The organism is Streptomyces abyssalis (assembly GCF_001751365.1).
Taxonomy (GTDB): domain Bacteria; phylum Actinomycetota; class Actinomycetes; order Streptomycetales; family Streptomycetaceae; genus Streptomyces; species Streptomyces abyssalis.
Genome location: NZ_LJGT01000040.1, coordinates 585,558 through 609,585, shown reverse-complemented (window position 1 = coordinate 609,585; position 24,028 = coordinate 585,558). Strand labels below are relative to the sequence as shown.

Below are 24,028 nucleotides of genomic sequence, written 5' to 3'. Positions count from 1 at the left end.
GCGCCGTCCGCCGGGTCCGTACGTCCAGCCGGTCCAGCCCGTCCCGTACGCTCCGTACGCCCGTGCCCGGCCACCCGGCCCGCAGAGAGGAGGCAGCCGTGATCCGTGTGCTCGTCGTCGACGACGACTTCATGGTGGCGCGGCTGCACAGCACCCTCGTCGGGCAGGTGCCGGGCTTCACGGTGGCGGGAGCCGTGCACAGCGGCACCGAGGCGCTGACGGCCGTCCGGGACCTGCGCCCTGACCTCGTACTGCTGGACATGTACCTGCCCGACCTGCCGGGCCTCGAGGTCCTGCGTGAGCTGCGCGGCACCGCGGCGCCCGAGGAGGGCCCGGACGTGCTGGTCGTCACCGCGGCCCGGGACGCCGAGACGGTACGGGGCGCGCAGCGCGGCGGCGCCGTGCAGTACATCATCAAGCCTTTCGAGGGTGAGCTGCTGAAGGAGCGGCTGCGCCGGTACGCGGAGCGCCGCGAGGCGCTGGCCGCGCTCCAGACGCCCGAACAGGGCGACGTGGACCGGCTGTTCGCCGATCCGGCAGGCGCGGCGGACGGAACAGGGGACGGCACCGGCAGCGGAGCGGCGGCCGGTACCGCGGACGACCGGGCGGGCGGCACCGGCGGTACGGGCGGCACCGGCGCCCCTGGCGAGGCGGGTTCCGCCCCGCCGCACGCGCACGCGGCGGCGTACGGGCCCGGCACCCCCGCGCGGCTGCCCAAGGGCCTCACCGAGCAGACGGCCGGCCTGGTACGCGCCACGCTCGAAGCCGAGTCCGGCCCGGCGGGGCTGTCCGCCTCCGAGTGCGCCGAGCACAGCGGCCTGTCCCGGGTGAGCGCCCGCCGTTATCTGGAGCACTTCGTCTCGCTCGGGACCGCCCGCGTCACCCTCCGGTACGGCACGACGGGCCGTCCGGAGCGGCGCTACCACCGGGTGGCTCCGCAGGGGCGGGAAGCGGGCGGCGCGGCCGGCGGGGAAATCCGCGAGAACACGTGATTCGCACCACAGAAATACCGTGACGCGGGTCACATTCCACTCGGCGCCCACATACGGCCCGCCCCAATTCCCTTGCACGGCAAGGCGAATGGAAGAGCAGTCATTAACCCGTACATGCCAATTTTCGCGATCTTCGCCCGGTCCGGGTTATGCGCCTTTCTTGTGGTGATGAATTCCTTCTGTTTAACGTGCAACCCCACCGCGTCTCCCGTGCGGTGGTCCGCTTCCGGGAACGCCGAATCCTGCCGCCCGGACCGCGGAAAACACGCAATCCCAGCCCGGCAGGAGCGGGGGACCCAGGTAAGCGCCGCGCGTTTCGCACCCGAGGAACGCACGGCTAGGGGTGAAGCCGCACCCGAATGCCCCCTCGCATTCGGTGCGGCCGGGCCACTCCAGCCCGAATCCGACAGCTCACCTCGCAGGCGCAGGAGAGGAACTGCCCTATGTCCGGACGCGGTCGACACCGTCGTCAGCCCAATCGCCGTATCTCGCGCAGAGTGTCGCGCACGTCCATCGCCCTTACCGCCGGCGGTGCGGGCATAGCCCTTCCGTTCATCGGTACGGGCACCGCACACGCCGCCTCCGTCGACACCTGGGACAAGGTCGCCCAGTGCGAGTCCACGGGCAACTGGTCCATAAACTCCGGCAACGGCTACTACGGCGGCCTCCAGTTCAGCCAGAGCACATGGTCCGGCAACGGAGGCACGAAGTACGCCGAGCGTGCCGACCAGGCCACCAAGGAAGAGCAGATCCGCGTCGCCGAGAAGGTGCTCGACAGCCAGGGCCCCGAGGCCTGGCCGTCCTGCGGCCCCAAGGCCGGCCTGAGCGCCGGCAGCCCCGCTCCGGACCTCTCCACCGACTCCGCGAAGCCGGCGAAGCCCGCTGCCGGGGAGTCGTCGAAGAAGGCCGGTTCGTCCGGGAAGAAGGACGACGACGCCAAGAAGAGCGCCGAGAAGTACACCGTCGAAGCCGGCGACACCCTCAGCGCGATCGCCCGCGAGCACGACACCGAGGGCGGCTGGCGCAAGCTGTACGACTCCAACCGGCAGACCGTCGGCTCCGACCCCGACCTCATCCGCCCCGGCCAGAAGCTCAGCATGTCCGGCGGCGGCTCGGCCGAGCAGCAGGGTTCGAAGCCGCAGGGCGGTCAGGCGCCGCAGGCCGGCAGCGTGCACAAGTCCGGCTCGAAGCACGGCAACAACCTGGACGGATGGATCCAGGAGGCCCGGGAGATCATGCAGGCCAAGGGCATCCCCGGCTCGCACGACGGCATCAAGCGGAACATCATCCGGGAGTCCGGCGGCAACCCGAACGCCGTCAACAACTGGGACAGCAACGCCGCGAAGGGCACACCGTCCAAGGGTCTGCTGCAGACCATCAAGCCGACCTTCGACGCCTACCACGTCGAGGGCACGGTCAACAGCATGACCGACCCCGTCGCGAACATCGTGGCCGCCTGCAACTACGCGGCGGACCGGTACGGCTCCATCGACAACGTCAACGGACCGTACTGACGGACCGGTCCGGCAGACCTGACCCTGCCGGACCGGACAGCCCGACCGCGCACATGCCCGGCGCGATCCGGAGATCCTTTCCGGGAGATCCGTTTCGGAGATCCTTTTCGGAGATCAGGACGACCGATCCGGATGACCGATCCGGGGATTCCCGGATCTGCGAATCAAGATCCGGCGCATTTCACGGCGCCGATGGCGGCCGCCCACCGGAGAAATCCGGCGGACGGCCGCCATCGGCATTCCCGCCGCATTCCGGCGTGTGCCGTACACGCCCTTTCAGGGCTGGAAGGTCTCGTCGGCCTCCACCGCCACTTCCAGAACCAGCGGCCGTGTGCTGTCGGGGAGTTCGGGCAGCAGCGTGTCCAATTCCGAGAGCAGTTCGGCATGTCCGCTCACGCGGCGCGCGGAACATCCCAGAGCCTTCGCCATTCCGGAGACGCTGACTTCCTCGAAGCCGGGCCATGGCGCTGTGTCTTCGTGCCTGTCCGCGAGCCGGTCCATGATCGCGTAACGGCCGTTGGCGAGGACGATGAAGACGACGCCGACCCGGTAGCGCACAGCCGTCCAGAGGGCCTGTATCTGGTACAGCGACGACCCGTCGCCGACGACCGCCACCACCGGACGCTCCGGCGCGCCCATCCGTACGCCGATCGCCGCGGGGAGCGCGAAGCCGAGCGCGCCCATCGCCGCGCTCAGGAACCCCAGCGGACGCCGGGCCGGCACGAGGGCATGCAGGTCGGGGCGGCTGGACGGGGTCTCCTCCACGAGCACCGTCTCAGCGGGCAGCCGCCGCGCGAGCTCCGCAAGCACGTGCGCGGCGCGCAGCGGCTCACCGTGCCCGGGAGGCTGCGGCGGTTCGGGCCGCCGGCCGGCGGGCGCCGGTGCGTCACTGCCGTCGTCCGCACCGGCCGCCCTGCCCCGCGTCCTGTCCGCCGTCTCCGCGAGCGCCGTCTCCGCGAGCGCCGTGCAGAACGCCGGCAGCGCGGCCACCACGGCGAGCTCCACCGGGGCACGGTGCGCCTCAGCGGGGTCGTCCGTGACGACGGCGAGCCGTGTGCCCGGCCGTACCAACGGCCCCTCCTCGTACGGATACTGGCGGAAGACGGGAGCCCCCACGCTCAGCACCAGGTCGTACGGCCCGAGGGTCTCGCGCAGCCGCGTACGGTCGGCGGGCAGATGTCCGGCGAAGAGCCGGTGGTCCTGCGGGAATCCGGCCCGTGCGCCGAAGGACTCCTGCCACACGGGGCAGCCGAGGCGCTCCGCGAGGAGCGTCAGCGCCTCCCAGGTGACGGGGTGGTCCGCTGCGGCGCCGACGACCAGCGCGGGCGCGGCAGCCGCGTCCAGCAGTGCGGCCACCTCACGCACGTCGCCGGCGTCCGCGGCGGCCGGGAGGCACAGCCGCCCGGGAGCGGGCAGCGGCAGCTCCTCGGCGGGCCGCGCCCAGTCGTCCATCGGCACGACGACGAGGGCGGGGCCGCGCATCGTACGGGCGGCGTGCGCGGCACGCGCGATCGCTCCGGGCACGTCCTGTGCGCGGGGCGGCGTCTCCGTACGTACGGGATAGTCGCCGGCGAGCTGTTCCAGCCGCCCGGCGAGAAACGGCTCCTGGACGAGGTGCCGCCTGTCCTGCTGCCCCACGATCACGACGAGCGGCGCCCGGTTGACCCTTGCCGTGGACAGCGCCCCGACCGCGTTCCCGAGGCCCGCGGTGGTGTGGAGCAGCGCGAGCGCGGGCGCTCCGCGCGCGAGGGCGTAGCCGGTTGCGGCCCCGACGACGGAGCCCTCGTGGAGTGCGAGCACGAAGCGGATGTCGTCGGGGAGGCCGGCGAGGAAGGGCACTTCCGTCGAGCCCGGATTGGCGAACACGGTGGTCAGGTCGTGCCGGCGCATCACATCGAGCGCCGCCTCGCGGACGGTGGGCATGGAAGTGGAGCTCCTGTTACGGGTGTCGGTCCGACCGGGCGAAGGCGGGCGAACCTCGGACGGCACTGGACGGCACTGGACGGCACTGCAGGGCACTGGACGGGACGCATGGGGACAGGACGGCCGGCTAGGCGGTGGCGGCCGCGGGTGAGCGGTGGCGTACCTGCATCAGGACGAAGAAGCCGGCGACGACCAGCGCCGTGTCCAGCCACACGGCCGCCTCCCAGCCTCCCGTGCTGTCCCGCAGCACACCGCTGATCGCGGGAGAGAGCACCGCGCCCGTCTCGCCGATGAGGTTCTGCATCCCGAACGCCGAGCCGCGCAGGCGTTCGGGGGCGATCTCTGCGGTCAGGGCGTGCCCCACGGGCTGCAGGGCGTTGAAGAAGAGACTCGCGAAGAACAACAGCAGGCCCATGACCCACAGGGACGGTTTGGCGGCGGCGCTGAGATACCAGGCGAACGCGATGGTGAGTACGGCCTGCGCTCCCGTGAAGGTCAGCATCATCTGCTTGCGGCCCCAGCCGCGCTTCAGCCCGTGGTCCGAGATCCAGCCGCCGGCCGGGAAGCCCAGGATGCCCGCGCCCGCGTTGAAGGCGGCGGTGAGGGCGGCGCTCATGAACGACGAGTCCGCCGCACCGGCCACGATGGAGACCGACCAGAAGCTGAAGAACCAGAGGTTCCACAGGATCGCGATGTAGACGAGGTGGACCAGGAACAGATCGCGGTTCTTGATGACGGGGCCGACTTCCCTGCCCTTGCGCGCCAGCACGAAGAGCACCAGACCGATGGCGAGGGCGACTTCGAGCAGTGCGATCCACAGTTCGGACAGGCCGGCGCTGGTGCCCAGCCAGTACACGCCCATGATCAGAGCGAGCGAGACGGCCGAGTAGGCACTCAGATGCAGCGTCGCCCGGCTCAGCCCGGAGATGGTCAGATGGGCCCGGAACCAGAAGGCGACGCCGGCACCCACCACGATGGTCGCCGCCCCGAGCACCCAGAAGACCATCCGCCAGGCCTCGATGTGCGCGAGGAAGGCCTTGCCGAGTTCCACGAGTCCGGGTGTGAAGACGATCGCGATGGTGATGCCGAGGGCGAGACCGGTGATGACCACGCCCATGCCGAAGCCGCGCTGGCGCTCGGGGGTGGTGGCGGTGATCAGGCTGCGGTCGTTGGAGTAGAAGGCACCCTCGCCGAGACCGGTGACGACGCGCACGACGATGAATGCGACGAGTCCGCCGATGAAGCCCGTCAGCATCGTGGCCACGCCGGCCCACATCAGGCTGACGACGATGAGGGTGCGGTGCCCGTACCGGTCCCCGAGATAGCCGCCGGGGAACTGGGTGAGCATGTAACCGGCGAAGAAGAGACCGCCGACGAGGCCGCCCAGCGCGTGCGGGTTCTCGGCGTCGGCGAGGAAGCCCACCCCGTTGTCGATCATCCATGTCACGACGGGCCCGGTGACGGCTCTGTCCGCGGCGCTGACCGTCCAGCCCAGCAGGAGCAGCACCCACAGGGTGTGCCAGGAGCGCCAGCCGCGGCCCTCCGCGGGGGCGTCGTCCGTACGGGGCTCGGCTGGGGACTCGGCTGAGGAGGGGTCGCCCGGTGCAGCCTTCATGGGTTTCTCCGTAGCGGTTGGTGCAGCCCGGACGCCGAGCGGTGACGTCCGGGCGGGGGGAGAGCGGACCGCCGGTCAACCTAAACTCGCGAAGTGGCAGGCGGAACAGGTTGCGATACGTTTTCTGCTATGCCGAAAAACCAGGACGCGGAAGAGGGGAGACGAGGCGACGCCTACGCCGCCAGCTCCGTCGACAACGCCCTGCGCACCCTCGTCTATCTGCGCGGAAACCAGAGCTCCCGCGTGACCGACATCAGCGACCACCTGGGCGTCGCCCGTTCCACCGCGCACCGGCTGCTGACGACGCTGCGCGGCCACGGATTCGTCGAACAGGAGCCCGGCGGCCGGCGGTACCGCCTCGGCCCCGTACTGCTGGGGCTGACCCGCGGCCCCGTCGACGAACCCACCCTGGTGCGGGTCGCGCACAGTCACCTCGTCCAACTGCGGGACGCCGCGGGCGAGACGACCAACCTCCTCGTCCTCGACGGGCCCGACTCCCGCTTCGCCGACGGCGTCGAAGGCCCGCACCCGCTGCGCGTGGGCACCCGCAACGGCGACCGCGTGCCCGCGTACGGAACGGCGGGCGGCAAGGCCCTGCTCGCCGAGCTCGCGCCCGAGGCCGCCCGGACGCGCTACCGCCGTGGTCTGCCCGCGCTGACCGCGTCCACCCTCCCTGACGTGGACGCCCTCGTCGCCGACCTCGCGGTGACGCGCGCACGCGGCTACGCCCTCAACCTCGACGAGAGCGTCACGGGCGTGCACGGCGTCGGCGTCCCCGTCCGCGACCGCTTCGGCACCTGCGTGGCGGCGCTGACGGTCGCGGCGCCCAGCATCCGTCTCGACTCCGCGCGGGCCGCCGAACTCGCCCCGCTGCTGCGGCAGACGTCCGAACGCATCGGGGCGGAGCTGTGAGCCTCAGCCGCCGGTCAGCCGCCCGGTCTCCGCGAGCACGGCGTCCACGTACGGACGCACCGCGGCCCTCAGTTCCTCGCTCCAGCTCTCCTCGTCGTAGCCGGCGCCGAGGTACAGGTCCCTGGCGTGCTCCAGCACGGGCCGGTGCTCGGGCGGAAGCCGGCGCAGGGCCCAGTCGGCCGCGGCGTCCTTGGACTTGATGCCGCCGGTCGCGAGCGTGGTCCAGACGCGGGCGAGGGTCAGTACGACGTTGCGGGTGTCTCCGTCCAGGTCGCCGAGCAGCCCGGGAATGCCCGCCACACAGGCCCGGCGGAGGTCCGGTGGCGGGACGGGATCCAGGACCTGCGCGGGCGGCGGGCCGGTGAGGGGACGGTCCCCGGCGAGCACCATCGTGATCAGCAGTGCCAGATCCGGCATCGGCTCCGGCTGCGGGACGAGTCCGGCCTCGAAGTCGCCGCGGAGCCACTCCCCGTACTGGAAGTCACCGGTCGGCGGGTACCGCCACGGACGGACCGCGGACCGGACGACGACGGTGAGTTCGACGGGGCGGGCCCTGGCACCGCACGGGGACATCCTGAGAAGGCCGCTGAGGAGCGCCCGCCGCTCCACGTCCTCCATGGGCCGCCGTGACACGACGAGGACGTCCAGGTCACTGGCCGGCTTGAGCCCTCCGAGCACGCACGAGCCGTGGAGGTAGCTGCCGGCGACCTCGCGGCCCAGCACCTCTCCGGCCAGGTCCGCGATCCGCTGAATCTGCTCCACGGTGCCAGGTTCGCCCCTGTACGGGGAGGGCGCATGCGAATTTCCGCCGCGACGGCCGTCAGCCGGCCGGCGGCGCGGACCGCTTTCGCATCGGAGGCGGGTCCTCCCCGAACACCCAGGGTGCGAGGACGAGTTCGCGGCCGTCCGGGTCGAGGAAGGTGATGCCGTCGTTGAGCTCCCAGTACCGGTACTGATGTGCCGGCTCGTGTCCGGCCTCGGTGATGCGGCGGGCCACGACGTCGCGGGCGGCCTCGCCCCGGAAGTAGAGCACCAGCTCCTCGTGCCGGTCGACCGGCACCGGTTCGAGTCCTTCGACCAGTTCGAAGGTCGCCGGCGTACCCGGCAGGCCGAAGACGGCGCAGCCGAAGCCGTCCGGACCGGTCTCGCCGAGGTACACCAGCGGCAGTCCGACCACGTCCCGGTAGAAGGCCACGGATTCCCCGTACCGGTTGCAGCGGCGGCCGACCCTCGTGGCACCGACGGCCAGTCCGTCGGGCCAGCCGGACGTCTCACCCATGCGCACCATCCCAACTGGAAGACCTGAACGCGCTATACGAGCCACTCACCGTCACGCATGAGGGTCCGCCCCTTCATCTCGGCCGCCGTTCCCCATGCCTGCAGCAGCCGCGGGACGACCTGGAAGAAGACGTACGACGGGTGGTCCTCGCGAGGATCCCAGCCGTCCTTGGCCGCGAAGGCGTCGCCCACCCCGGCCGGAAGCTCCTCACGGGTCACCATGCGCGCGGTGCCGTGGACGAGGACCACGTCACGGGTGTGGCCGAAGGACAGCCGGGCCCGGCCCGAGTCACACAGGTTCCGCCCGGTCGGATTGGTGTCGCGGGTGGCCAGCCACACCGCCTCGCCGTCCCACCAGAAGGCCAGGGGAACGAGGCACGGCTCGCCGCCGGCATCGGCCGTGGCCACCCACGCGTCGGCGTCCTGCGCGAGCCGTTCCAGCGCCTCGCGCTTGCGCTGCCGTGGGGTGCGGGGTCCGCCGGAGCGGGGTTCGGCTGCCGTCATGGGGTGAGGCTATGGCGTGGAGCCCCCGCTCACATCGGGCGGCGGAACTAAGCCCGGAGGCCGACGCCGTCCTCGTCCGGCGGTCGCCGTACGGGCGCCCCGCGGGGTCGCGGGGCCCCATGGCGAACTCCCCTCTTCCGGCTACTGCTTCTCCTTCGTCAGGTCGTAGAGAGTGGTCTGGCCGATCTTCACCTTGGTGTAGTGCTTCTCCACCCAGTCCGTGATCGCGGAGGAGCCTCCCCTCCGGTCCTGTCCGGGCGAGCGGCCCCCACCGACGAAGTAGTGGATCTCGCCGTCGCGTACGTGCTCCTTGAAGCGCGCCAAGGTGGGAGCGGGATCCGTTCCGTTGAAGCCGCCGATCGACATCACGGGCCGTTCGGTGGCGAGTTGGTAGGTGGCGCCGTTCATGGCACCGATCGCGGCGGCGGCCCACTTGTAGTCCTCGGCGTTCTCCGTCAGCTTCGCCTCGACGGCCTTGCTGACCCGCTGCCCGTTGAGCAGCCCGCCCATCGCGCCGCCTGCGGGCATTCGTCCCCCGCGCTCGCCACTGGTGCCGCGGCCTGGCCCGGCGTCGGACGGCGTGCCGCGCTGCCCCTGCCCGTCCGGCATGCCGGGCGGGAACTGCCCCTGGCCGCCGACCCGTTGCCCTTGGCCGTCCGGCTGGGCCTGACCACCGCCGGGACCTCCGGAGCCGCCGGGGCCTCCGCCGGGTCCGGAACGCGCCACCGGGGGACCCGCTGTCACGATCGCGCCGGAGTGCGGGGTGCCCACGGTGCTCAGTGTGTACGCCAGGGGCCCGGCGACAGACGCCGCGAGGCCCAGGCCCACGACGGCCGGCGCCACCCGCCGCGGAACCACCACCACCACGAACATCCCGAGCGCGGCGACCAACCCCACGGCGAGGACTGCCCACTTGAGCCACGGCAGCCAGTCGCCCGTCCTTCCCAGCAGGACATACGACCACACCGCTGTCGTCGCGACCGCGCACGCCAGTGCAGCCGAAGCGGCGCGCTGCGTACGCCGGCGCCACAGCAGCACGGCACCCATCGCGACGACAGCGGCGATGTACGGCGCGAGCGCGACCGTGTAGTACTCGTGGAATATCCCCGACATCAGGCTGAAGACCGCGCACGTGACGAGCAGCGAGCCGCCCCAGGCCAGAAGTGCCGCACGCTGAATGTCGGTACGCGCCGCCTTGCGCATCACCAGCAGTCCCGCGACGAGCAGAAGCAGCGCGGCAGGCAGCAGCCAGGAGATCTGGCCGCCGGTCATCTGGTTGAACATCCGCCCGATGCCGCTCTCACCGAACGGGCTCCCACCAGGGCCACCGGGCCCGCCCGGGCCTCCGCCACGTCCGGCTCCCGGCTCCACGCTCCCCGGCTCGTTCCCGGTGATGCGGCCCAACCCGTTGTAGCCGAGGGTCAGTTCGAGAAAGCTGTTGTTCTGCGACCCTCCGATGTACGGACGTGAGCTGGCCGGCCACAGCTCGGCGAGTGCCACCCACCAGCCGGCGCTCGCCACCATCGCGAGCCCTGCCAGCAGCAGTTGCCCGACCCGGCGCGGCAACGACGCCTGTGCGCACATGAGATGGACCAGCACGAGGGGCGGCACGATCAGCCATGCCTGAAGTGTCTTGACCAGAAAGGCGAATCCCAGGCAGACGCCGCACAGCAGCAGCCACCTGCTGCGCGTGTCTTCGACGGAGCGCAGCAGGCAGTACACCGCGCACACGCACAGCAGACACAGCAGCGCGTCCGGATTGTTGAAGCGGAACATCAGTGCCGCGACCGGCGTCACCGCCATCAGCCCGCCCGCGAGAAGCCCTGCTGCAGGCCCGAACCGGCGCCGTACGGACGCGTACAGCACAGCTACCGTGGCGACGCCCATCAAGGCCTGCGGGAGGAGGATCTGCCACGCGCCCAGCCCGAAGAGCCGCACGGACAGCGCCATCGGCCACAGGGCCGCGGGCGGCTTGTCGACGGTGATCACGTTGCCGGAGTCGAGGGAGCCGAAGAGGAACGCCTTCCAGCTCCCGCTGCCCGCCTGGGCGGCCGCGGAGTAGAAGGAGTTGGCGTAGCCGGAGGCGCCCAGCCCGTACAAGAAGAGGACCGCCGTCAGTGCCAGCAGCGTCCAGTAGGCGGGACGCTCCCAGCGCGGTCGGTCGGGCCGGACGCGAGGAGCCGCCCGCCGGGCGAAGAGGGTGAAGGGCGTGGAGGGTGCAGGGGTGGTCATGAGGTGGTCCGTTCCGTGGAGTCGGCGCCGGCATCGTCTCCCTGCCCGGCCTGCCGTTCGTCCTGAGCCGACGGGCCGCCGGCGCCCCCGGGCCGGTCTTTCGCCGCCGGCGTCCGGCCCTCTTCCCCCGCGAAGACCCAGGTGCGGAAGAGCAGGAAGCGCAACAGTGTCGCGGCCAGATTCGCGACGACGAGAACCGCCAGTTCCGTGCTGTGCGACGGATGCGCGTCCGCGGCTTCGAGTGCGCCGAGCGAACCGCTCGTCAGCGCCAGCCCGATCGCGAAGACCAGCAGTCCTTGCGCCTGGTGCCGCACCATGCGGCCACGCCCACGGATGCGGAAGGTGTGACGGCGGTTGGCCGCGGTGTTGGCGAGTGCGGTGAGCAGCAGAGCCGCGGCGTTGGCGTACTGCGGGCCGAGCCCGAGACGCAGCAGCGAGTAGAGGGCGAGGTAGGCGAGCGTGCTGAGTGCGCCCACGACGCAGAAGCCCAGGAGCTGGCGGGCCAGTCCGTTCGGCACTCCGCCCAGCAGGCGGTCGCGCGGGTCGTCGCCGAAGGGGCGGCTCAGCCGTGAGAGGGGCAGCGCGCCCGTCGCCAGCGCGCGCCCCACACGCCATACGCCGCGCAGGTCGTCCAGCGCTGTACGGACGAGGTCGACACGGCTGTCGGGGTCGTCCACCCAGTCGACCGGCACCTCGTGGATGCGCAGCCCGGCACGCTCGGCGAGCACCAGCAGTTCCGTGTCGAAGAACCACCCCGTGTCCTCGACCAGCGGCAGCAGCCGGTCGGCCACCTCGCCGCGGATCGCCTTGAAGCCGCACTGGGCGTCTGAGAAGCGGGCGGAGAGGGACCCTCGCAGGATCAGGTTGTACGCACGGGAGATCAGCTCCCTCTTCGGACCGCGCACGACGCGCGAACCGCCCGCCAGGCGGGTCCCGATGGCGATGTCGGAATGGCCCGAGATGAGCGGTGCGACCAGCGGCAGCAGGGCGTTGAGGTCGGTGGAGAGGTCGACGTCCAGATAGGCGCGCACCGGCGCGTCCGAACGTCTCCACACCGTGTGCAGGGATCGTCCGCGTCCCTTCTGCTCCAGGCGCACGGACACGATGCCGCTCAGCTCCGCGGCCAGAGCGGCGGCTATCCGCGGCGTGCGGTCGGTGCTGGCGTTGTCGGCGACCGTGATGCGAAAGCCGTACGGGAGGTGCTCGGAGAGATATCCGTGCAGCCGCCGCAGGGACGGCTCCAGCGTGCCCTCCTCGTTGTGGACGGGCACGACGATGTCGAGCACGGGCCGGTCCGGGGGTGCTGTCGTCGTCGGCGTGGCCAGGGCCAGCGGGCTGCGGGCGGGCAGCGACTCCAGGGACGGCTCTGTCTGCGGGGTGTCTGTTCGCATGCCCCGAACAGTTGTCAACTGCCCTGTCAGGAGGGTGTGCTGAGCCTTTGAGTGGGCTGTGAATCGCTTCGTGACGCCTGTTCCGGCTGTTCCGCGTGAGCCGCATGCGCTGCGGACGGGAACCGCACCGCGAAGACCGTACTGCCCGGCGCGCTGTCCGCGCTCACCCGCCCGTGGTGCGCGGTGACGACGGCTTCCACGATGGCCAGACCGAGCCCGGTGCTGCCGTGCGCGCGTGACCGCGTGGCGTCTCCTCGGGCGAATCGCTCGAAGACGTGCGGCAGTACATCAGCGGGGATGCCGGGACCGTCGTCCTCGACCTCGACGACGACCTGGCGGCCCTCGCGTCCCTCAGGCTCGGAACGCACGCGTGCCGTGACCGTGGAGCCGGGCGGCGTGTGCGTACGGGCGTTCGCGAGCAGGTTGCCCAGCACCTGCTGCAATCGCATGCCGTCCCCGGGTACTTCGACGGGTTCGGCCGGCAGCTCCAGCCGCCACAGGTGCCTCGGCCCCGCCGCTCGGGCGTCGCTCACCGCGTCCACGACGAGCGAAGAGAGGCTTACGGGTTCACGCTCCAACGGCCTCCCGGCATCGAGCCGGGCGAGCAGCAGAAGGTCCTCCACGAGCCCCGACATCCGTGCCGCCTCGGCCTCGATCCGGTCGAGAGCGTGCAGGGCGTCGGGCCCCCACGGCGGGACGGTCTCCTGCGCGCCGCCGTCCGCTGACGAGCCTGCGTCCCTGCCCGACGTACCGGCGTCCTTGCCCGGCCGGCGCGGATCACGGGAGACCCGCCGGGTCAGTTCGGCGTATCCGCGGATGGAAGCCAGCGGGGTGCGCAGTTCATGGCTGGCGTCCGCCACGAACTGCCGTACCCGGGTCTCGCTCTCCTGACGTGCTTCCAGCGCGGCGCCCACGTGCCCCAGCATGCTGTTCAGGGCGGCGCCGACCTGGCCCACCTCGGTACGCGGATCCGTGTCACGCTCGGACACCCGGTGCGGAAGCTCCACATCGCCGCTGTGCAGGGGCAGCCGGGTGACCTTCGTCGCGGTAGCGGCGACACGGCGCAGCGGACGCAGCGCGATCCGTACGGTCGCGGCGCCCGCGATGCCCGCAGCGACCAGACCTGCGGCCGAAACACACACTTCGACGACGACGAGGGTTTTCAGGGTCGACTGGACCCCGCTCATCGGCAGACCGACCAGCAGGCCGGCCTCCTCTCCGGGAGGCGCCCCGGACTGGACGCGGTAGTCGCCCAGCTCCGGCAGCGACACCGTGTGCGGACGGCCGTCGCGCGGCACCTTCTCCAGCGCCCTGCTCTGTTCGGCCGTCAGCCTCGCAAGCCGGTCGGACAGGTCCATGGCCGGGCCACCGCTCAGGTCCGTGCTCCGCGCGGTGCCGGTCAGACCGCCGTCGTCGCCGGTGCGCGCACCGACAGTGCCGATCGGCTGGCCCGGTACGGCGACGAAGCGCATGTCGTCAGGGCGCGGCACGGACGCGCCGGGAGGCCCGTACGAACGCTGCACCGAGGCGCGCAGCTCGTCGTCGAGACGCGACTCCAGCGAGGAGTTGACGGCTATCGCCGTCACCGTGCCGATCACCGCGCAGACCACGGCGATCAGCATCACTGCCGAGACCACCAGCTGAGTACGCAGCGACCAGCGCCGGCCCGTCCGTGGCCGCCGCGGCCGCTTCACCGCTCGTCCTCCCCCGCGAGCCCGCCGGACGGGCTCAGGGATCCCGCGCGAGCCGTGATCCCGGCATGCTCACCGGACGCGGCCTTGATGAGATATCCGGCGCCCCGGCGCGTGTGGATCATCGGCTGCCGCCCGGCGTCGATCTTCCGGCGCAGATATGAGACGTAGAGCTCCACGACATTCGCGCGGCCACCGAAGTCGTAGCTCCACACCCGGTCCAGTATCTGCGCCTTGCTCAGCACCCGCCGCGGGTTGCGCATCAGATAGCGCAGCAGCTCGAACTCCGTCGCCGTCAGCTCGATCTCGCTGCCGCCCCGCGCCACCTCGTGGCTCTCCTCGTCCAACGTGAGGTCGCCGACGACGAGCACCGACTCCGGCCGCACGCTCAGCGCACCCGACCGGCGCAGCAGCCCACGCAGCCGGGCAACGAGCTCTTCGATGGAGAAGGGCTTGGTGACGTAGTCGTCGCCGCCCGCCGTCAGTCCGGCGATACGGTCCTCCACGGCGTCCCTGGCCGTCAGAAACAGGACGGGAACCTCGGGCAACGCCCGCCGCAGCCCGCCGAGCACCGCCAGCCCGTCCATGTCCGGCAGCATCACATCCAGCACCACCGCGTCCGGCCGCCACTCGCGAGCGGTGCGCAACGCCGAGGTGCCGTCGCCCTCGGCCCGCGTCTCCCACCCCTCGTAGCGCAGTGCCATCGACAGCAGGTCGCTGAGCGCGTCCTCATCGTCCACAACGAGGACGCGGCAGGCATGGTCCCGGGGAGCGGCGGTCTCGTTCATATGCTCAGAGTGAGCGCTCACCCTGAGAGATTCCTTTGGGATTCCTGTGAATCCGCTGAGAATTCCTGCCCCTCGGGAGCCCCGAGGAGGCCGTCCGCCGGCGCACAAGGGGGGGCGGCACCTCCGCACAGGTGCCGCCCCCCGGGTTCCCGGGCCCGTCCCGCCGCCGGTGAGGTCGCGGGCGCGGGGCGGGCCGGGGAAGACCGGTCCGGCTCGTCACGCGGAGCCGGGACCGGAGTCTCGGACGCGGGTCAGTCCGCGGCTGCCGCCCGGCCCGCCTCCAGCCGGGCGACGGGAATGCGGAAGGGCGAGCAGGAGACGTAGTCGAGCCCCACCTCGTGGAAGAAGTGCACGGAGTCGGGGTCGCCGCCGTGTTCGCCGCAGATGCCGAGCTTGAGGTCGGGCCGCGTCGCGCGGCCCTTCTCCACGGCGAGCCGGACGAGTTCGCCGACGCCCTCCCGGTCGATCGTCTCGAACGGGGAGACCCCGAAGATCCCCTTCTCCAGGTACGCGGTGAAGAAGCTGGCCTCCACGTCGTCCCGGCTGAACGCCCACACGGTCTGGGTGAGGTCGTTGGTGCCGAAGGAGAAGAAGTCGGCGCACTCGGCGATCTGGCCGGCCGTCAGCGCCGCGCGGGGCAGCTCGATCATCGTGCCGAGGGTGAGGTTCAGCTCCACCTCGTGGCGCTCCTCGACCTCCGCGATGACCGCCTCCGCCTCCTCGCGGACGATCTCCAGCTCCTGCACGGTGCCCACCAGCGGAATCATGATCTCCGCTCGCGGGTCGCCGCCGCCTGCCTTGCGTTCGGCCGCGGCCTCCGCGATGGCCCGTACCTGCATCGTGAACAGGCCGGGCACGACGAGCCCCAGCCGTACGCCGCGCAGCCCCAGCATCGGGTTCTGCTCGTGCAGCCGGTGCACCGCCTGGAGCAGCCGCAGGTCGTTCTCGTTGGCGTCCCTGCGGGACTCGGCGAGCGCGACCCGCACCGACAGCTCGGTGATGTCCGGCAGGAACTCGTGCAGCGGCGGGTCCAGCAGCCGTACCGTCACCGGCAGCCCGTCCATCGACTCCAGCAGCTCGGTGAAGTCGCCCTGCTGGAGCGGCAGCAGACCCTCCAGCGCCTCGTGCCGCTCCTCCTCGGACTCCGCCAGGATGAGCCGCTCGACGAGGCTGCGCCGCTCACCGAGGAACATGTGCTCGGTGCGGCACAGACCGATGCCCTGCGCTCCGAAGCGCCGTGCGCGTGCTCCGTCCTCGGCGTTGTCGGCGTTGGCCCGTACACGCAGACGGCGCACCCGGTCCGCGTACGCCATGATCCGGTGGACGGCCTTGACCAGCTCGTCGGCGTCGTCGGCCCCGGCGTGCATGCGGCCCTCGAAGTACTCGACGACGGGCGAGGGCACGACCGGCACCTCACCGGCGTAGACCTTGCCCGTGGAGCCGTCGATGGAGACGACGTCGCCCTCCTCGATGACCTGCCCGCCCGGAGTCTTCAGGCAGCGCCGCTTGGTGTCGACCTCCAGCTCCTCCGCGCCGCACACACAGGTCTTGCCCATGCCGCGTGCGACGACGGCGGCGTGCGAGGTCTTGCCGCCGCGGGAGGTGAGGATGCCCTCGGCGGCGAGCATGCCGTCCAGGTCGTCCGGGTTGGTCTCGCGGCGGATGAGGATGACCTTCTCGCCGGAACGGGACCACTTGATCGCGGTGTACGAGTCGAAGACGGCCTTGCCCACGGCCGCGCCCGGCGAGGCGGCGATGCCCCAGCCGATCTCGTCGGCGTCCCGGACACCGCCGTTGCTGTCGAAGCGGGGGAACATCAGCTGTGCGAGCTGGTTGCCGTTCACCCGCTGCAGCGCCTCGGCCTCGTCGATGAGGCCCTGGTCGACGAGCTGCGTGGCGATGCGGAAGGCCGCGGCTGCGGTGCGCTTGCCGACGCGCGTCTGCAGCATCCACAACTTGCCGCTCTCGATGGTGAATTCGATGTCGCACAGATCCCTGTAGTGGGTCTCCAGGGTCTCCATGATCTGCATCAGCTGGTCGTACGAGGCCTTGTCCAGCCGCTCCAGCTCGGCGAGCTGCACGGTGTTGCGGATGCCCGCGACGACGTCCTCGCCCTGCGCGTTCTGCAGGTAGTCGCCGTAGACGCCCTGCTGGCCGGTGGCGGGGTCGCGGGTGAAGGCGACACCGGTGCCGGAGTCCGGGCCGAGGTTGCCGAAGACCATCGAGCAGACGTTGACGGCCGTGCCCAGGTCCTGCGGGATGCGCTCCTGACGGCGGTAGAGCTTGGCGCGCTCGCCGTTCCACGAGTCGAAGACCGCCTTGACGGCGAGGTCCATCTGCTCGCGCGGGTCCTGCGGGAAGTCCCGCCCGGTCTCCTTCAGCACCAGATGCTTGAACTTCTCGGCCAGCATCTGCATGTCCGCCGTGTCGAGGTCGACGTCGCTGGTGACGCCCTTGAGGCTCTTGGCCTGCTCCATGGCCTCGGAGAAGACCTCGCCGTCCATGCCGAGAACGGTGTCGCCGAACATCTGGATGAGCCGGCGGTAGGAGTCCCATGCGAAGCGCTCGTCGCCGGACTGCGCGGCCAGGCCGTTCACGGAGTCGTCGGAGAGCCCGATGTTGAGGACGGTGTCCATCATCCCGGGCATCGAGAACTTCGCGCCGGACCGTACGGACACCAGCAGCGGGTCGTCGGCCTGGCCGAGCTTCTTGCCCATCTTCCGTTCCAGCGCGTCGAGATGGGCGCTGACTTCGTCGCGGAGCGCGCCGGGTTCCTCACCGCTGTCGAGGTAGACCTTGCACGCCTCGGTGGTGATGGTGAATCCCGGCGGGACCGGGAGGCCGAGATTCGTCATCTCGGCGAGATTGGCCCCCTTGCCACCGAGGAGGTCCTTGAGGTCCTTGTTGCCCTCTGTGAAGTCGTAGACGAACTTCTGCGCTGCATCGTGATCCGGCACGGCACTCGACCCCTTGTGGACGGCTGGCCTGACGGCGGGGAGCGTACCCAGATCGAAGGCAGGGACGTACGTCCAGCGGTACGCCAAAGGGCCGTAACCACCCGGACGGCGAGGATCGAAGGCGGCGGCCTCCTCGTACGGCCGTAAAGATCGACTCCACAAGTCGAATTCACGACTTCACCACGCCACCGGCTCCCCGCCGATGAGCACTGTGCGTCATCACGCCCTTCGGGGGATGAATCTAGGACGGGTAAAGTCCCGGTCTGCTCCTTGGAGATGTTGACCGCCCACGTGAGCGCTCATCTGAGCGCATCACTGATCAAGGTGGCGAGAATCACGCCTGCGGGTGACTGCTTGGTCTCACGATGCGGACAGGAGGACCGGGACCGCGGGAATCGCGGTTCTCCGGTTCTCCGGTTCGCCGTACCGGGGGTATCCGGTCCGGGGCCGCGGGCCGCGGCCCGCGGGCCGAACGCGGTGACGTTCAGGCCGTGCTTCCGCGTACCTGTTCCAGCAGCTCCTGCAGACGCAGGCCCCGCCGCGCGTCCGGGTCCGCGGAACGCCTGCCGCGCACGGCCTCGGCGAACTCGCGGCGAAGCACCGGCCAGCCCTCCTCCGGATCCAACTCCGCGGCGTCGTAGACCAGTTCCTCCTCTTCGCCGTAGAGCTCGATCCTGGTGCGGGCGCGGGCGAGCCGTATCGCTCCGGACAGGGACGCCTGGCTGACCGCGCCGTTCTCGTGCTCGCAGGTCAGCTCGATCCACCGCCGCGAGTCCCCCGTACCGCGCACCTCGGCTATGGGGCCGACGGCGAGGTCGAGCAGGTCCAGGAGATGAGGCCCCAGATCGAGCAGCGCACCGTGCTCCAGACGCCAGGCGGTGGCCATCTCCCCGCCCAGGAAGGCTCCGTGTATGTAGCAGGAACGGGCGCCGGCGACCTTCAACCGCCGTGCCCGGGACAGGAATTCGCGGGTGCCGGGGTGGTACCGCTTGCTCAGGACGAGCTGCGAGACGGCTCCGGCCTCGTCCACGGCGTCGGCGAGCGCACGGGCCGAAGCGAGGTCCTCCCCCAGTGGCTTCTCCAGCAGCAGCGCCCGGCCTGCCCGGGCGGCACGTACGGCCAGCCCGGCCTGGACCGCGGGCGGTACGGCGAAGGCCACCGCCTCGCACACGTCGAGGAGTTCGGCGAAGGAGGCCGCCACGGACGCCCCGTACGGCCCGGCGACCTCTGCCGCGGCCTCGGGCCTGCGCGCCCACACCGACACCAGTTCCGTCTCCGGACCTGCCGCCAGCATCCGGGCGTGCATGGTGCGGGCCCAGGGCCCGGCGCCGACGAGTCCGACGCGTACGGGGTCACCGGTCCACGGCTCGGCCCCGGTCGTCCCGGTCCCGTGCCCGGGCTCGGGTTCGGGCTCGGTGGCCGCGCCGGTCCCTGCCCCCGCCCCGGCCTCCGTCACGGTCTCCGTCTCCGTCATGGGCGTTCCTTCCGGGATCAGCGGCCGAGGGCGGCGAGACGGGCGTCGGCCCGCTCGGGCGAGTAGAGGTCCTCGACGACGACGGCGGCGGCCCCGAGAAGACCGGCCCGCTCGCCGAGCCGCGAGGTGACGACGCTCAGATGTGCGGTCGTGCGGGGCATGGCCCGCTGGTACAGCAACTCCCGTACGCCGGTGACGAACGGCGTGCCCGCGAGATCGCCCGCGATCATCAGCACACCTGGGTTGAGCAGCGTGACGACGGTGACGAGCACTTCACCGACCCTGCGTCCCGCCTCCCGTGCGAGCCGCACCGCGTCCGGCTGTCCGGCGGCCAGATGGTCGCGTACGCCCGTGCCCGAGGTGGTGGTGACGCCGGCGTCGGAGAGCTGGGCGGCCAGTGCGCGGCCGCTGGCGACGGCGGCCAGACAGCCGTAGGAGCCGCACATGCACAGCGCCTCCGGGCAGTCGTGCAGCCGGATGTGGCCGATGTCGCCCGCGCCGCCGTCGGTTCCCCGGTAGAGCCGCCCGTCGGCGACGACACCCGCGCCGATGCCGGTGGAGACCTTCACCAGCAGGAAGGCCGTGCAGTCCGGGTGGCCGGCGCGCTGTTCGGCGTAGGCCATCAGGTTGGCGTCGTTGTCGACGAGTACGGGCACCTCCGGCACACCGGCCACGGGCCCGTCGGCGGCGGTGTGCCGCGCCCACGCCTCCTGGAGTCTCCGCCGGATCGGGTATCCGTCCCAGCCGGGCATGATCGGCGGCTGCACGACCAGACCGGAGGCCCAGTCGACGGGGCCCGGTACGGACAGTCCCATGCCGCACACCCGCTCGTGCGGCGTGCCCGTCTCCTTCAGCAGAGCGGCGAACCACTGCGCGAGGACGTCGAGTACGTGCTCCGGGCCGTCCGCGATCAGCATCTCGCCGGAGCGTTCGGCCAGCACGTTGCCTGCGAGGTCGACGACGGCGGCGCTCGTGTGCCGGGTGCCGAGGTCGGCGGCGAGCACGACGGCGTGTTCCGAGTCGAACTCCAGCCGTGTGGAGGGCCGTCCGCCTCCGGAGCTCTCGACCGGTGCCGCCTCGCCCTCGCGCAGCCAGCCCGCCGCGAAGAGCTGGTCGAGGCGGTGTCCGACGGTGGACCGGGAGAGCCCGGTGGCCCGTTGCAGGGCACCTCGGGTGGTGGCGCTGCCGTCCCGTACGAGCCGCAGCAGATGTCCCGCGCTCGCCTGGTTCCCGGTCGCCGCCTTTCCGGCCACGGGCTTTCCGGTCGTCGTCCTTCCGGCTGTCGGCTTTCCGGTCATCGCTCCTCAGCTCTTGTCCGCACCGCTGGTGAGGCCCTCCGTCAGCAGCCGTTCCGCGGCGAGGAAGAGGAGCACCACGGGAACGGTCAGCACGACCGATCCTGCCATCAGCACGGTCTTGGACACCTCGATGCCGTTGGCCAGTTGCTGGAGACCGAGCGAGACCGTCCAGTTCTCCGGCGTGGCCGCGAGGAAGAGCAGAGCGAAGAGGAACTCGTTCCAGGCGATCATGAAGATGTACAGGCCGGTCGCCATCAACGACGGTGCGGCGAGCGGCAGTACGACCTTGCGGATCGTCTGCAGGCGCGAACAGCCGTCCAGGGCGGCGGCCTCCTCGATGCTGAAGGGGATCGTCGCGAAGTAGTTCCTGAGCATGTAGATCGAGACGGGCACGGTCTGCGCGATGTAGACGATCGCGAGCCCGACGATGCTGCCCTGCAGCCCGATCTTCGCGAACATCACGAAGAGCGGCACGGCCAGCAGCGTCGCCGGGAAGAGGTAGACCGCGAGGAAGAGCGCGCTGAGATGCCGCCCGCCGAAGAAGCGCAGCCGGCTCACCGCGTACGAGCCGGGAATCGCCGCGAGCAGTGTCAGCACCACGGCGCCGACCGAGGCGAGCGCGGAGTTGTAGAGCATGTCCAGGAATCCCTGGCCGCCCTCGGCGGTCGGCCTGAGGACCTCCTCGTACGTGCTCAGGGTGAACTCCTTCGTGGACACCCACAGCCGGCCGGGGTCCAGCAGGAGCGCGTCGATGGGTTTCACCGACAGCAGCACCATGTAGTAGAAGGGCACCAGCGTGATCAGTGCGAGGAAGACGATCACGACCCAGCGGAGCACGCCGAAGAGACGCTCTTCGAACCGGGCCCGGCTGAAGGGGACTTGGGTGCTCACGAGGACTCCTCCTGGACCTTCCTGCCGAAGAACGCGAAGTAGAGGCCCAGCAGCGCCATCAGGATGACGGCGAGCACCAGCGCCTGGGCCGCGGCGGCGCCCACGTCGAAGCGTGCGGTGAGGAATTCGTAGACGCGCACGGCGACGACGTCGGTGCCGGAGCCGCCGCCCGTCAGCAGATACACGTCGTCGAACTTGTTGAACTCCATGATGAAGCGCAGCACGCACAGCAGCGCGACGACGGGCATCAGCTGCGGCAGCAGGACGTGCCGGAAGCGCTGGGTGGGCGCCGCGCCGTCGACCTTCGCGGCCTCCTCCAGGCTGTCCGGCACCGCCTGGAGACGGGCCAGCAGGAAGAGGAACGCGAAGGGGAAGTAGCGCCAGGTCTCGAAGGCGATGACGGTCAGCAGCGCGAGCGGCACCTCGAAGTCGAGCCCGAGCAGTGAGACTTCGTAGGAGCGGGTGGAGAGGAAGGCGACGGGGTCGTCCCAGCCGAGCAGCTTCGCACCCCACTCGTTGACGATGCCGAACTGCGGGCTGAGGGCGATCTCCCAGACGAACGCGACGGCGACGACGGGCGCCACGTACGGCAGCAGCATCGAGCCGCGCACCAGGCCCCGGCCCCGGAAGGGCTTGCGCAGGGCCAGCGCTGCGACGAGGCCCAGCGCGATCGAGCCGGCCGTCGAGCCGACGGTGTAGAGCAGCGTCGTCCACAGACTGGTCCAGAACCCGGGAGAGCCGAAGACGGCCTGGAAGTTCTCCAGCGTCCAGTCCCCCAGCAGCCCCATTCCCTGGATGTCGACGAGCCTGGCGTTCTGGAAGGCGAGCAGCACCGTCCACAGGATCGGCAGCACGACGACGACCGTCACGACGACCACGGTGGGCGTGACGAAGGCCAGCCCGGCGCGGTTCTCCCGGCTGCTCGCGGTGAGCGGACGGCGGGGGCCGCCGGGACCGCGCGGGCCGGGGAAGCGGCGGGGGCGCCGTCCGTCCGCGGCGGCGCCGGCACCGGACGCGTCGCCGGGACGCGGGGCGCCGTCCGGTGCGGTGGTCGTGGAATGCGTCATCGTGTGCGTACCTCGGGTGTGTGCGTACCTCGGGTGTGCGTACTTCGGGTGTGCGTGCCTGGAGTGACGTGGGTGCGGGGACCGCTCATCGCAGGGACTGCCGTAGCGCGTCGACCTCGTCCTGGGACTCGCGGGCCGCCTCCTCCGGCGTGGTCTGGCCACTGGTCATGGCGCCGACGGCCTTGGGTACGGGCAGTTCGCCGTTCGTGGCGCCGACGAGCGCGCCCTCGCCCTGGGTGAACCCCCAGCGGCGCATCACGCTGACGCCGTCGGCCAGTTCGTCCAGCAGCTCGTCGGGATAGATCGAGTTCAGCGGCTTGCGGACCTCCGCCTCGACGCCGAGGCGGCTGGAGTGCCAGGCCCGGGTGTACTTGTCCGGGTCGTCCGGAGTGCCTTCCCGCACGGGGATCTTGCCTTCGGGGGCCATCCCGAACCAGTCCTCGTAGCCGTCGCTGAGCATGTACTTCACGAACTCGCCGGCGGCCCCGGTCTCGGCGGTGCGGGTCAGCGCCCAGGAGGTGATCTCGCCGAACTGGACCGGCTTACGGCCGTCCGGTCCCTTCAGGGCCGTGGTGATGCCGCTGTTCTCTGCGAGGAACTCCTTGTTCTCCTTGCACTCCTGGCAGTTCGGCACGGCGTCGGCGCGCTGCCCGGACAGCTCGTCGAGCAGGAACGAGGACCACACCATCATCGGTGACCTGCCCGCGAAGTAGGTGGCACGGGTGGTGTCGACGGTCTGCGTCCCGGGAGCTCCGTGCTCACGGGCCAGTTGGTCGTACGTGGCGAAGGTGCGGCGGCACGCCGATGAGTCCAGCGCCACCTCGCCCTCGGTCACGAGTTGGCAGTCGTTGGCGAGCGCCAGGTCCTCGAAGCTCTGCTGGGTGAAGGCGTCGGAGGGGTCGGTGGCCAGCGAGATGCCGTGCATGCGGCCGCGGTCCAGCTTCCGGGCGGCCTTGAGGATCGTCGCGTAGCTGTCGGGTGCGGGAAGACCGGCCTTCTTCAGCAAGTCCTTGCGGTAGACGAGGAGTTGGAGCCACGCGTCGGACGGGACGGTGAGCCGGTCCGGGCCGCTGGAAGTCAGCTCGAGGGCGTTCGGGTTGAAGGTGCCGCGGCCCAGCTCCTTGACGATGTCGGCGGGGGCCTTGGTGTTCAGCAGCCCGTTGCCGTACATCTGCCAGGCCTGGCCGAGCGGCAGCGAGCCGATGACGTCGGGCAGATTGCCGGACGCCGCCGCGGACATGATCAGCTGCGGGAGCTGGCCCTCGTCCACGCCGACGAGTTCGACGCGCACTCCGCTCTTCTTCTCGAAGCGGGCCACCATCTTCTTCTCCGCCGCCATGCGAGCCGGCAGGTTCTCCAGCGTCCACACGGTGATCCGGTTGTCCGCCTTGCCGGGCCCGGCCTGTGCGTCGGCCGAACATCCCGCGAGCAGCGCGGCGCTCAGCGATACGGCCACGGCTGCCGCGGCCGGCTTCCTCGCGCTCGAACGCCGCCTCCACAT

At 71.1% G+C, this 24,028-nt stretch carries 18 protein-coding genes and 1 riboswitch; of the genes, 3 read left to right on the top strand and 15 right to left on the bottom strand.

The window, feature by feature from the left end:
- Positions 1–98: 98 nt before the first annotated feature.
- A complete protein-coding gene (locus AN215_RS17540; protein WP_070011658.1) occupies positions 99–992 on the top strand; it encodes a response regulator transcription factor in 894 nt (297 codons plus the stop codon).
- 256 nt (positions 993–1,248) lie between these two features.
- Positions 1,249–1,430: riboswitch (cyclic di-AMP (ydaO/yuaA leader) on the top strand.
- A gap of 59 nt (positions 1,431–1,489) precedes the next feature.
- Positions 1,490–2,506, top strand: coding sequence for a transglycosylase family protein (locus AN215_RS17535; RefSeq protein ID WP_070011654.1), 1,017 nt, complete (start codon positions 1,490–1,492; stop codon positions 2,504–2,506).
- A 276-nt stretch (positions 2,507–2,782) separates the two neighbouring features.
- Here AN215_RS17535 and AN215_RS17530 read toward each other — a convergent pair whose 3' ends face one another.
- Positions 2,783–4,429, bottom strand: coding sequence for a thiamine pyrophosphate-dependent enzyme (locus AN215_RS17530; RefSeq protein ID WP_070031198.1), 1,647 nt, complete (start codon positions 4,427–4,429; stop codon positions 2,783–2,785).
- Positions 4,430–4,556: 127 nt separating this feature from the next.
- Complete coding sequence (locus AN215_RS17525; RefSeq protein ID WP_070011651.1) at positions 4,557–6,044, bottom strand: MFS transporter; 1,488 nt, start codon at positions 6,042–6,044, stop codon at positions 4,557–4,559.
- Positions 6,045–6,173: 129 nt separating this feature from the next.
- Between AN215_RS17525 and AN215_RS17520 the strand changes: the two genes are divergently transcribed.
- Complete coding sequence (locus tag AN215_RS17520; RefSeq protein WP_070011649.1) at positions 6,174–6,956, top strand: IclR family transcriptional regulator; 783 nt, start codon at positions 6,174–6,176, stop codon at positions 6,954–6,956.
- Between the two features lie 3 nt (positions 6,957–6,959).
- Here the strand turns inward: AN215_RS17520 and AN215_RS17515 are convergent, their stop codons facing one another.
- The 13 genes from AN215_RS17515 to AN215_RS17455 form a co-directional block, all read right to left on the bottom strand.
- A complete protein-coding gene (locus AN215_RS17515; RefSeq protein WP_070011648.1) occupies positions 6,960–7,718 on the bottom strand; it encodes an aminoglycoside adenylyltransferase family protein in 759 nt (252 codons plus the stop codon).
- Between the two features lie 58 nt (positions 7,719–7,776).
- Positions 7,777–8,235, bottom strand: coding sequence for a VOC family protein (locus tag AN215_RS17510; protein WP_107374417.1), 459 nt, complete (start codon positions 8,233–8,235; stop codon positions 7,777–7,779).
- 32 nt (positions 8,236–8,267) lie between these two features.
- A complete protein-coding gene (locus AN215_RS17505; protein WP_070011639.1) occupies positions 8,268–8,738 on the bottom strand; it encodes a pyridoxamine 5'-phosphate oxidase family protein in 471 nt (156 codons plus the stop codon).
- Positions 8,739–8,879: 141 nt separating this feature from the next.
- Positions 8,880–10,970, bottom strand: a complete 2,091-nt coding sequence (locus AN215_RS17500) for an ArnT family glycosyltransferase (protein ID WP_070011638.1) — start codon at positions 10,968–10,970, stop codon at positions 8,880–8,882.
- Positions 10,967–12,361, bottom strand: coding sequence for a bifunctional glycosyltransferase family 2/GtrA family protein (locus AN215_RS17495; RefSeq protein WP_079123149.1), 1,395 nt, complete (start codon positions 12,359–12,361; stop codon positions 10,967–10,969). Before AN215_RS17495 ends, AN215_RS17500 begins: the two co-directional genes overlap by 4 nt.
- 26 nt (positions 12,362–12,387) lie before the next feature.
- Positions 12,388–13,983 (bottom strand): sensor histidine kinase, encoded by a 1,596-nt coding sequence (locus AN215_RS17490; protein WP_079123249.1) that lies wholly within the window; start codon positions 13,981–13,983, stop codon positions 12,388–12,390.
- Between the two features lie 68 nt (positions 13,984–14,051).
- The gene (locus AN215_RS17485; RefSeq protein WP_079123148.1) at positions 14,052–14,840 is read right to left on the bottom strand and encodes a response regulator transcription factor; all 789 of its coding nucleotides are present in this window, start codon (positions 14,838–14,840) and stop codon (positions 14,052–14,054) included.
- A 251-nt stretch (positions 14,841–15,091) separates the two neighbouring features.
- A complete protein-coding gene (ppdK, locus tag AN215_RS17480) occupies positions 15,092–17,797 on the bottom strand; it encodes a pyruvate, phosphate dikinase (RefSeq protein ID WP_070012055.1) in 2,706 nt (901 codons plus the stop codon).
- 484 nt (positions 17,798–18,281) lie between these two features.
- Positions 18,282–19,271 carry a Gfo/Idh/MocA family protein gene (locus AN215_RS17475; protein WP_079123147.1) on the bottom strand — a complete coding sequence of 330 codons (990 nt, stop codon included), beginning with the start codon at positions 19,269–19,271 and terminating at the stop codon, positions 18,282–18,284.
- A 17-nt stretch (positions 19,272–19,288) separates the two neighbouring features.
- Entirely contained in the window at positions 19,289–20,569 is a 1,281-nt protein-coding gene (locus AN215_RS17470; protein ID WP_079123146.1) for an ROK family protein, read from the bottom strand.
- A 6-nt stretch (positions 20,570–20,575) separates the two neighbouring features.
- Positions 20,576–21,460 (bottom strand): carbohydrate ABC transporter permease, encoded by an 885-nt coding sequence (locus AN215_RS17465; protein WP_070011634.1) that lies wholly within the window; start codon positions 21,458–21,460, stop codon positions 20,576–20,578.
- Positions 21,457–22,527 carry a carbohydrate ABC transporter permease gene (locus tag AN215_RS17460; RefSeq protein WP_079123145.1) on the bottom strand — a complete coding sequence of 357 codons (1,071 nt, stop codon included), beginning with the start codon at positions 22,525–22,527 and terminating at the stop codon, positions 21,457–21,459. The genes AN215_RS17465 and AN215_RS17460 overlap by 4 nt, the downstream gene beginning before the upstream one ends.
- 85 nt (positions 22,528–22,612) lie before the next feature.
- On the bottom strand, positions 22,613–24,028 hold the full coding sequence (locus tag AN215_RS17455; RefSeq protein WP_070011633.1) for an ABC transporter substrate-binding protein: 1,416 nt from the start codon (positions 24,026–24,028) through the stop codon (positions 22,613–22,615).

Coding starts and splice junctions, on each gene's coding strand:
- AN215_RS17455 (WP_070011633.1), bottom strand. CDS start 24,028: ATGTGGAGGCGGCGTTCGAGCGCGAGGAAGCCGGCCGCGGCAGCCGTG.
- AN215_RS17500 (WP_070011638.1), bottom strand. CDS start 10,970: ATGACCACCCCTGCACCCTCCACGCCCTTCACCCTCTTCGCCCGGCGG.
- AN215_RS17460 (WP_079123145.1), bottom strand. CDS start 22,527: ATGACGCATTCCACGACCACCGCACCGGACGGCGCCCCGCGTCCCGGC.
- AN215_RS17525 (WP_070011651.1), bottom strand. CDS start 6,044: ATGAAGGCTGCACCGGGCGACCCCTCCTCAGCCGAGTCCCCAGCCGAG.
- AN215_RS17530 (WP_070031198.1), bottom strand. CDS start 4,429: ATGCCCACCGTCCGCGAGGCGGCGCTCGATGTGATGCGCCGGCACGAC.
- AN215_RS17495 (WP_079123149.1), bottom strand. CDS start 12,361: ATGCGAACAGACACCCCGCAGACAGAGCCGTCCCTGGAGTCGCTGCCC.
- AN215_RS17485 (WP_079123148.1), bottom strand. CDS start 14,840: ATGAACGAGACCGCCGCTCCCCGGGACCATGCCTGCCGCGTCCTCGTT.
- AN215_RS17520 (WP_070011649.1), top strand. CDS start 6,174: ATGCCGAAAAACCAGGACGCGGAAGAGGGGAGACGAGGCGACGCCTAC.
- AN215_RS17510 (WP_107374417.1), bottom strand. CDS start 8,235: ATGGGTGAGACGTCCGGCTGGCCCGACGGACTGGCCGTCGGTGCCACG.
- AN215_RS17470 (WP_079123146.1), bottom strand. CDS start 20,569: ATGACCGGAAAGCCGACAGCCGGAAGGACGACGACCGGAAAGCCCGTG.
- AN215_RS17490 (WP_079123249.1), bottom strand. CDS start 13,983: ATGCTGATCGCCGTGGTCTGCGCGGTGATCGGCACGGTGACGGCGATA.
- AN215_RS17505 (WP_070011639.1), bottom strand. CDS start 8,738: ATGACGGCAGCCGAACCCCGCTCCGGCGGACCCCGCACCCCACGGCAG.
- AN215_RS17475 (WP_079123147.1), bottom strand. CDS start 19,271: ATGACGGAGACGGAGACCGTGACGGAGGCCGGGGCGGGGGCAGGGACC.